Raw genomic sequence first — 6,984 nt, forward strand, 5'->3', positions numbered from 1 at the left:
GGACGCCCGGACGCGGGCGGCGGAGGGCGGGGCGTGCGTCGAGCGAGGCATCGGGCGGGGCGTCATGCAGGGTCTCCAGGCGACGGCATCGCGCGATGCCTGTCCACCATGACGTCGCGCCGGCGGAAATGTGACCGCAACGGCCGCGCGTACGCACGGCGCCTTGAGAACGCGGGCGGACACGCCGGGGCCCGGGTGTTCGGGCGGGAGACCGGAGCGGCCTCAGCCCATCGCGCGCACGGTCTTGATCGCCCGCACCACCGTCCACTGGCCGGCGACCCGCTTGACCTCCAGGGTCTTGTAGACCGCCGCCAGACGATGGTGATACGCCGTGTACTCGATGCGGCCGCCGTCGGCGCTGGTCGGCCTGAAAGCGTGGACCTGGATCAACTCGGCCGGCTGGCCGTCGCGGGCGCGGCTGCCTTGCTCTTCGTCGGCGATCTCGACGCACTGGCTCATCGGCAACAGGCGCAGGCCGGGGCGGGCGAGCGCGGTCAACAGCTTGCGCGGAGCGTCGCGTCGGTCGATGCGCAGGCATTGGGTCGGCTGGTCGGCCTCGGCCAGTTGCTGGGCGAACACCGCGGCGGCGAGCGCATCGGGCACCGCGGCGACGCTGCCGTCGAACTTGTGCTTCTGCAGCGCCACCTCGGCCGCGTCCACCGGCGGCGCGACGGCCGGGCGGTTGCGCAGGTTATGGATCATCGCCAGGCCGAGGACGATGGCGATGCACAGCAACAGGCCGATCTTGATGCGGAAGGCGCGCTTCTGCCCGGGCGTGCGGGTCTGGTCGATCCGCGACTGGAACCGGAACGGCGCGTGGCTGGGCTCCTCGGCGCGGGTGCTGTCGATCAGCCCGGCTTCGCGGAGCAGGTCGCGCGCGCGCAGTTGATCGCTCGAGCGCACCACCCACACCGCGGGGCGCTCGCCGCCCGGTTCGCTGTACTTGAAGCTGGAACGGCGATTGCCCTTGTAGGAGCGGTCGTTGGTGACGCGCACTTCGATGCCGGCGTCGCGCAGCAACTGCGCCACGCCTTCGACGTTTTCCAGTCGCGGACTGCTGAAAACCTGCCTCATGTCAGTCCTTCGCCGGAACGGTACGGGCCGCGGCGGCGTCGCGCACGACGCGGATCAGGCCTTCTTGCGCGCTGCTCGCGACCAGGCGGCCATGGCGGTCGAAGATCTGGCCGCGCGCCAAGCCGCGCGCGCCTTGCGCACTGGGGCTGTCGATCGAGTACAGCAGCCAGTCGTCGGCGCGGAACGGGCGGTGGAACCACAGCGCGTGATCGAGCGAGGCCATCTGCACGTTCGGCTGGTAATAGCTGATGCCGTGCGGAAAGGTCGCGGTGCCGAGCAGATGGAAATCCGAGGCGTAGGCGAGCAGGGCGCGATGCAGCTCCGGCGCGTCGCCGACCGGTTCGCTCAGGCGGAACCAGACCTGCTGATACGGCGGGCGCTTGGGCGGATTGAGTTCGTCGCGCGGATAGACGTGGCGGAACTCGAACGGCCCCTGCCGCGACAGCCAGCGCTGGACCTTGGTCGGCAAGGTCGCCATGACCTCGGCCGGCACCGTCGGCGCCGGATCGATGTCCTCGGGCTTGGGCACTTCCGGCATCGACAACTGGTGCTCGCCGCCTTCCTGCGCTTCCTGGAACGAGGCGGCGAGGAAGAAGATCGGCTGGCCGTGCTGGATCGCGGTGACCCGGCGCACCGAGAAGCTGCCGCCGTCGCGGGTGCGGTCGGCCTGGTAGACGATCGGCGCTTCGATGTCGCCGGCCTTGAGGAAATAGGCGTGCAGCGAATGCGCGTCGCGGGCGCTGTCGAGGGTCGCCTGCGCGGCCGACAGGGCCTGGCCGAGCACCTGCCCGCCGAACACGTACTTGGTGCCGATGTCGCGGCTCTGGCCGCGGAACAGATTGTCTTCCAGACGTTCCAGCGACAGCAGTTCGATCAGTTCGGAAACGGGGGAACTCATGCGGCCGGACCTGCGGAAAACGAAGCCGGCAGTATAGCGGAGGCCCGGCGGGGGCCTGGGCGGGCGCGGCGGCCGATCGAGCGGGTGATCGGGCCTGCGAGCCCGACACCCCGGCGCCCGGCGCTCAAGCCAGGCGCTGCAGCCCGCAGGCGTCGAGCACTTGCGGCCAGGGGAAACGCGGGCCGGGGTCGAGTTTGCGCCGCACTCGGCAGGCCGGGTCGTCGCTGGCCTCGACCTCGGTCGTGTCCAGGTCTTCGTGGCCGGCGATCAGGCGCAGCGAAGGCAGTTGCGCGCGCAATGCCGCCAGCAGCGCCAGCAAGGCCTCGATCTGTTGCGGCGTATAGGCCTCGTCCATCGCCTGGCGGCGCGAATCCAGCCAGTCGGGATAACGGCCGGTGTTGACCAGCTCGATGCCGATCGAACGCTCGTTGTAACCGCGGGTGTGGTGAGCGATGCGCTCCGGCGCAACGTAGCGCGAGACGCCGCCGTCGCGGTCGATGTAGTAGTGGCCGCTGTTGCCGGTGCCCGATTGCGGGTAGAGCACGCGTTCGCCGTAGTCGCGCGCGGCGGCCAGGTCCGGCAGCTCGGTGCAGTGGATCACCACGAGGTCGATCGTCGCGGGGTCGCGCGCCTGCAACCGCGTTTCGTAGGGCAAGGGGGCGAGGACGAGGTTCAGGGGCGGCATGAGGCCGGATGCTACCATTCGCCCTCACACGGAGCCCCCATGACCCTGCCGCCCGCCGATTCCGCGCTAGGAAAACTCATGGCCACGCTGCCGCGTCCGGGTCGCGTGGAATGGATCGGGATCCGGCCCGCGCGCGGCACCGCGATGCAGGCGCTCGACGAAGTGCTGGCCCAGGCCGGCGCAGGTCTCGCCGGCGATCGCTACAAAGGCCGCAGCGGCGAACGCGGCATCACCCTGATCCAGGCCGAGCATCTGCCGGTGATCGCGGCCCTGGCCGGGCTCGACGCGGTCGAACCGGCGCGCCTGCGCCGCAACATCGTCGTCTCCGGTCTGCCCCTGATCGCGCTCAAGGGCCGGCGTTTCCGTCTCGGCGAGGCCGTGCTCGAAGGCACCGAGTCCTGCGATCCGTGCTCGATGATGGAAGCCGCGCTCGGCCCGGGCGGCTTCAATGCGATGCGCGGCCACGGCGGGCTGTGCGCGCGCATCGTCGAAGGCGGCAGGATCCGGCGCGGCGATGCGCTGATCGTGCTGGCCGATGCGCAGACCCGTGCGACCGCAGGCACGGCGGTCTGATTCTCTCTACTCGATCTGACGCATGGCTACGACCGGACACTGCATTCTTTCCCATGGCTTCGAAAGCGGCCCTGACGCGACCAAGGTCACCGCCCTGGCCGAGGTCGCCGCGCGCTACGGCTGGAGCCACGAGCGTCCCGACTACACCGACCTCGACGCCGATCGGAAGGTCAGCGAACTCGGCGACGTGCCGGCGCGCATGCAGCGCCTGCTCGCCCTGGCCCGCGCCGCGGCCGAGCGCGGGCCGGTGCTGCTGGCCGGTTCCAGCCTCGGCGCCTATATCTCCGGATGGGTGTCGATGCGGGTGAAGCCGGCCGGCCTGTTCCTGATGGCGCCGCCGATCCGCATGGGCCATGCCGAGCCGATGCAGGCCGCCGAAGTACCGATCAGCATCATCCACGGCTGGGACGACGAACTGATCCCCGCCGCCGACGTCGTCGCCTGGGCCCAGTCGCGCCGTGCGCGCCTGCTGCTGGTCGACGACAGCCACCGGCTTTCGGCGCACGTCGAAGGCAGCGCGGAAGCCTTCGCGCGTCTGCTCGAACGAATCTGAGTAAGCACCGAAATGAGCAAGTTTTACGCAAGCTGCGGCAAGGGCCTGGAATACCTGCTCGCCGACGAACTGATCGCGCTGGGCTGCCAGCGCGCGACCGCCGCCACCGCCGGCGTCAATGTCGAAGGCAGCTTGGCCGACGCGCAGCGCGCGGTGCTGTGGTCGCGGCTGGCCAGCCGCGTGCTGTGGCCGATCGCCGAGTTCGACTGCCCCGACGAGCACGCGCTGTACGCCGGCGTCGCCGCGTTGCCGTGGCCGGAGCACATGGAGAGCGTGCATACGCTCGCGGTCGATGCGCATGTGTCCGGCGAAGCCATCACCCATGCGCGCTACGCCGCGCAGCGGATCAAGGACGCGGTCGTCGATGTGATGCGCGCGCAAACCGGCGCGCGCCCCGACGTCGATACCGACACCCCGGACCTGCGCCTGAACTTCGTCCTGCGCAAGGGCCGCGGCATCCTCTCGATCGACCTCGGCGGCGGTTCGCTGCATCGGCGCGGTTGGCGGCAGAAGCAGGGCGAGGCGCCGCTCAAGGAAAATCTCGCCGCGGCGGTGTTGTTGCGCGGCGGTTGGCCGAAGCTCTACGCCCAGGGCGGCAGCTTGTTCGACCCGATGTGCGGCAGCGGCACCTTGCTGATCGAAGGCGCGCTGATGGCCGCCGACGTGGCGCCCGGCCTGCTGCGTCATGGCGCCTTGCCGCCGACCCGTTGGCGCGGGTTCGACTTCGCCGGCTGGCGCGCGCTCTGCGAGCAGGCGCGCACGCGCGAAGCCGCCGGCCGCGCCGCGCTGCGCCCGGCCTTCGCCGGCAGCGACGTCGACCCGCATGCGATCCGCTCGGCCCGCGACAACGAGGTCATGGCCGAACTCGCCGGGGTGATCGCCTGGAACGTGTCCGCGGTCGAATCGCTGCAGTCGCTGCCGTTGGCGCAGGCCGCGGCGCAACCCGCAGAGCGTTCTCTCCGTGCGGGCGGGGATCCAGGGTCGGATCGCAACGAGACTTCAGGGGGCGAAAAAAGCGTGGCCGGACAGGAGCGTGGCTTCGATGACGCAGGTGCGGCGGTTGCGGGCTCGGCTGCCCCAGTCGGCCTCGTCGTCTGCAATCCGCCCTACGACGCGCGCCTCGCCGCCGATCCCGCGCTGTACCGCGCGCTCGGCGACGCGCTCAAGCGGCTGGTGCCGGGTTGGCGCGCGAGCCTGCTGTGCGGCGACGCCGCGCTGGCCCAGGCCACCGGCCTGCGCGCCGGCAAGAAGTACCAGATCTTCAACGGCGCGATCGAATGCGCGCTGATCGTATGCGACCCGATCGCCCGCGTCGGCCATGCCGAACAGCGCGCCAAGGCCGAGGATGCGGCGCCGCAGCCCTTGTCGGAAGGCGCGCAGATGGTCGCCAACCGGCTGCGCAAGAACCTGCGCAAGCTCAAGTCCTGGCGCGAACGCGAGGGCATCACCTGCTTCCGCGCCTACGACGCCGACCTGCCCGAGTATTCGGCCGCGATCGACGTCTACGCCAGCGACGACGCCGAACCGCGCACCTATCTGCACATCCAGGAATACGCCGCGCCGGCCGACATTCCCGAGGCCGACCAGCGCCGCCGCCGCAACGAGCTGTTCGCCGCCGCGCGCGAGGTGTTCGCGGTGCCGCGCGAGCGCGTCGCCCTGAAGACCCGCAGCCGCGGCAAGGGCGGCAGCAAGTACGGCCAACTCGACCAGCGCGGCGAGGTGCTGGTCGTGCGCGAGGGCGCCGCGCGCCTGCGCGTGAACCCGTTCGATTATCTCGACACCGGCCTGTTCCTCGACCACCGGCCGATGCGCCTGCGCATCGCCGCCGAGGCGCGCGGCCGCCGGTTCCTCAACCTGTTCGGCTATACCGGCGCGGCCACCGTGCAGGCCGCGGTCGGCGGCGCCAGCGAAACCACCACGGTCGACCTGTCGGCGACCTATCTGCAGTGGTGCGCCGACAACCTGCGCGAGAACGGCATGGGCGGCGCCCAGCACCGGCTGGTGCAGGCCGATGCGCTGGCCTGGCTGGAAGCCGACCGCAGCCGCTTCGACCTGATCTTCTGCGACCCGCCGACCTTCTCCAATTCCGCGCGCGCCGACGACTTCGACATCCAGCGCGAGCATGTGCGCCTGCTGCGCGCCGCGGTCGCGCGCCTGGCCGACAACGGCGTGCTGTATTTTTCCAACAACTTCCGCCGCTTCCGGCTCGACACCGAAGCGGTGGCGCAGTTCGCGCAGTGCGAAGAAATCAGCGCCGAGACCATCCCGCCGGATTTCGCCCGCGATGCGCGGATACATCGCTGCTGGCGAGTGGAACCGCGTTGAGGCGGTCGCCGGTGGTTTCGGTCGCAACAGGCGGATGCTCCGCTGTGGAGTTCCAGCCATGAAGCCGCATCGCAAAGTCGGAACCTGGACGTTTTTTCGCCAGTGGCTCAAGAACCCGCTGCGAGTGGCCGCAGTGGCGCCGTCGAGCGCCGAACTGGCGGCGGCGATGATCGCCGAGCTGCCCGACGACGTCACCCGGGTAATCGAGCTCGGCGGCGGCACCGGCGCGATCACCCGCGCCTTGCTCGAGGCCGGCATTCGCGACGAAGACCTGCTGGTGCTGGAGCTCAACGAAGAGCTGCACGCGCACCTGCACCTGCGCTTCCCGCGCGTGCCGGTGCTGCTGGGCGATGCGCGCGAATTGCCGCAGCTCGCGCGTGCGCACGGCTATCTCAAGCAGGGGCCGGCCGATGCGATCGTGTCCGGGCTCGGCCTGTTGACCATGCCGCACCCGCTGCAGCGCGACATCCTCAAGGCCGCGTTCGCATGCCTCAAGGACGACGGCGTGCTCGTGCAGTTCACCTACGGCCCGGCCGCGCCGGTCGCCGATGCGGTCGCCCGCGCGCTGTCGCTGCAGGTGCGCCGCGGCGATTTCGTGCTGCGCAACGTGCCGCCGGCGACGGTGTTCGTGTATTCGCGCGTCCGGCGCTAGGCGCGGACACGAGAGTAGGAGCGGCGTAAGCCGCGACCAAGGGACGCGCAGAAGCGGCGAGGCTTTCGTGACTCGCCGAAGCGGCGTGCTATCGCCAGGGTAGGAGCGACGTGAGTCGCGACCAAGGGACGCGCAGAAGCGGCGAGGCTTTCGTGACTCGCCGAAGCGGCGTGCTATCGCCAGGGTAGGAGCGACGCAAGTCGCGACCAAGGGACGCGCAGAAG

Annotated in this window: 6 protein-coding genes and 2 pseudogenes; 5 read left to right on the plus strand and 3 right to left on the minus strand. The window is 70.5% G+C overall.

Going from position 1 to position 6,984, the window contains the following annotated elements; all coding sequences use genetic code 11:
• Nucleotides 1-222: 222 nt before the first annotated feature.
• The 3 genes from AC6CH2_RS12605 to AC6CH2_RS12615 all read right to left on the minus strand — a co-directional run bounded on the left by AC6CH2_RS12605 (nucleotide 223) and on the right by AC6CH2_RS12615 (nucleotide 2,657).
• On the minus strand, nucleotides 223-1,074 hold the full coding sequence (locus tag AC6CH2_RS12605; protein WP_498269514.1) for a hypothetical protein: 852 nt from the start codon (nucleotides 1,072-1,074) through the stop codon (nucleotides 223-225).
• A 1-nt stretch (nucleotide 1,075) separates the two neighbouring features.
• Nucleotides 1,076-1,972 (minus strand): acyl-CoA thioesterase II, encoded by an 897-nt coding sequence (tesB, locus tag AC6CH2_RS12610; RefSeq protein ID WP_435396498.1) that lies wholly within the window; start codon nucleotides 1,970-1,972, stop codon nucleotides 1,076-1,078.
• A 124-nt stretch (nucleotides 1,973-2,096) separates the two neighbouring features.
• Entirely contained in the window at nucleotides 2,097-2,657 is a 561-nt protein-coding gene (locus tag AC6CH2_RS12615) for an N-acetylmuramoyl-L-alanine amidase (protein ID WP_498269515.1), read from the minus strand.
• Nucleotides 2,658-2,696: 39 nt separating this feature from the next.
• On the opposite strand from AC6CH2_RS12615, the gene AC6CH2_RS12620 reads away from it, so the two are divergent.
• The 5 genes and pseudogenes from AC6CH2_RS12620 (at nucleotide 2,697) to AC6CH2_RS12640 (ending at nucleotide 6,760) form a co-directional block, all read left to right on the plus strand.
• Nucleotides 2,697-3,230 (plus strand): MOSC domain-containing protein, encoded by a 534-nt coding sequence (locus AC6CH2_RS12620; RefSeq protein ID WP_498269516.1) that lies wholly within the window; start codon nucleotides 2,697-2,699, stop codon nucleotides 3,228-3,230.
• A gap of 22 nt (nucleotides 3,231-3,252) precedes the next feature.
• The gene (locus AC6CH2_RS12625; RefSeq protein WP_498269517.1) at nucleotides 3,253-3,783 is read left to right on the plus strand and encodes a hypothetical protein; all 531 of its coding nucleotides are present in this window, start codon (nucleotides 3,253-3,255) and stop codon (nucleotides 3,781-3,783) included.
• A gap of 12 nt (nucleotides 3,784-3,795) precedes the next feature.
• Nucleotides 3,796-4,710 (plus strand): annotated as a pseudogene (locus AC6CH2_RS12630) (THUMP domain-containing protein); the annotation flags it as partial.
• 153 nt (nucleotides 4,711-4,863) lie between these two features.
• Nucleotides 4,864-6,108, plus strand: a pseudogene (gene rlmKL / locus AC6CH2_RS12635) (bifunctional 23S rRNA (guanine(2069)-N(7))-methyltransferase RlmK/23S rRNA (guanine(2445)-N(2))-methyltransferase RlmL); the annotation flags it as partial.
• Between the two features lie 58 nt (nucleotides 6,109-6,166).
• Nucleotides 6,167-6,760, plus strand: coding sequence for a class I SAM-dependent methyltransferase (locus AC6CH2_RS12640; RefSeq protein WP_498269518.1), 594 nt, complete (start codon nucleotides 6,167-6,169; stop codon nucleotides 6,758-6,760).
• The last annotated feature ends 224 nt before the right edge of the window (nucleotides 6,761-6,984 follow it).

The organism is Lysobacter sp. GQ73, from assembly GCF_059758755.1.

What these genes read in the sequence shown, in the direction of transcription:
- AC6CH2_RS12605 (WP_498269514.1), bottom strand. Translation starts at nt 1,074, where the DNA reads ATGAGGCAGGTTTTCAGCAGTCCGCGACTGGAAAACGTCGAAGGCGTG.
- tesB (WP_435396498.1), bottom strand. Translation starts at nt 1,972, where the DNA reads ATGAGTTCCCCCGTTTCCGAACTGATCGAACTGCTGTCGCTGGAACGT.
- AC6CH2_RS12615 (WP_498269515.1), bottom strand. Translation starts at nt 2,657, where the DNA reads ATGCCGCCCCTGAACCTCGTCCTCGCCCCCTTGCCCTACGAAACGCGG.
- AC6CH2_RS12620 (WP_498269516.1), top strand. Translation starts at nt 2,697, where the DNA reads ATGACCCTGCCGCCCGCCGATTCCGCGCTAGGAAAACTCATGGCCACG.
- AC6CH2_RS12625 (WP_498269517.1), top strand. Translation starts at nt 3,253, where the DNA reads ATGGCTACGACCGGACACTGCATTCTTTCCCATGGCTTCGAAAGCGGC.
- AC6CH2_RS12640 (WP_498269518.1), top strand. Translation starts at nt 6,167, where the DNA reads ATGAAGCCGCATCGCAAAGTCGGAACCTGGACGTTTTTTCGCCAGTGG.